Here is a 702-nt window from a genome sequence, read left to right as displayed (position 1 = left end):
CGATCACATAAACTACGCCGCTTTGGATGGAGGGTTTGGTATTGGTGGGATTTGAAGTTGCTTGCCGCATGTTCACTGGGTTAATGCTTTCATTCTTTGAGTCACTAAAGCCAGAGCTTCTTGTGCATTTTTGGCAATTTCACCACTTCCGGACTTGCCAACAACAAAATAATTGTCTTTATGAATGTAAATGTGGATATAAAGCTCAGTTTTATTGGCGCCAATCACAATTTGTAATATGGGTTCGCGGCTTGCTCTGTCATAGCTCTCGGTAAAGCTGGTGTAATCCATAGTGTCAGCATGTTGACTAGCAATCTCGCGTATTTGGCTGCTTAAGCCTTCAACCAACTTGCAATATTCTTGATAAAAGAGAGGGTTTGAGTGTCGCAGCTCCTCTATCGCAATAGCGTGTAGTGTGCTGTTGGCCATGGTCGTATTAAATGATTTCTAGATGGACATGGGCATCAAGACTATCTGCCGGACCGCGTTTATCTAAAACAGCCAGTCTTAATCCCTCTTGTTTAAAGTCTTCAAGACTGGGATGAAATCCATCGCCTCCCAGACTGACGATGTATGTCCAAATCACTTGATCTCGTTGATCTTTACGGTAGATGTCGACTATTCGTTTCATAGTAGCTTTCTATGAAAATAACTATACGCCCAGAACCTTCATTTAGTTCTAATTTTTTATAATGCACTGCC

Annotated in this window: 2 protein-coding genes; both read right to left on the bottom strand. The window is 41.9% G+C overall.

Annotated elements, in window-relative coordinates; genetic code table 11:
- Nucleotides 1-72: 72 nt before the first annotated feature.
- Nucleotides 73-429 (bottom strand): hypothetical protein, encoded by a 357-nt coding sequence (locus B7Y67_RS19455; RefSeq protein WP_293600041.1) that lies wholly within the window; start codon nt 427-429, stop codon nt 73-75.
- A gap of 7 nt (nt 430-436) precedes the next feature.
- Nucleotides 437-631, bottom strand: coding sequence for a hypothetical protein (locus B7Y67_RS19450; RefSeq protein ID WP_216273738.1), 195 nt, complete (start codon nt 629-631; stop codon nt 437-439).
- Nucleotides 632-702 lie beyond the last annotated feature (71 nt).

The organism is Polynucleobacter sp. 35-46-11, from assembly GCF_002281105.1.
The sequence above is the reverse complement of the archived record's forward strand: the minus strand, read 5'-3'. Positions and strand labels throughout refer to the sequence as shown.

Coding starts and splice junctions, on each gene's coding strand:
- B7Y67_RS19455 (WP_293600041.1), bottom strand. CDS start 429: ATGGCCAACAGCACACTACACGCTATTGCGATAGAGGAGCTGCGACAC.
- B7Y67_RS19450 (WP_216273738.1), bottom strand. CDS start 631: ATGAAACGAATAGTCGACATCTACCGTAAAGATCAACGAGATCAAGTG.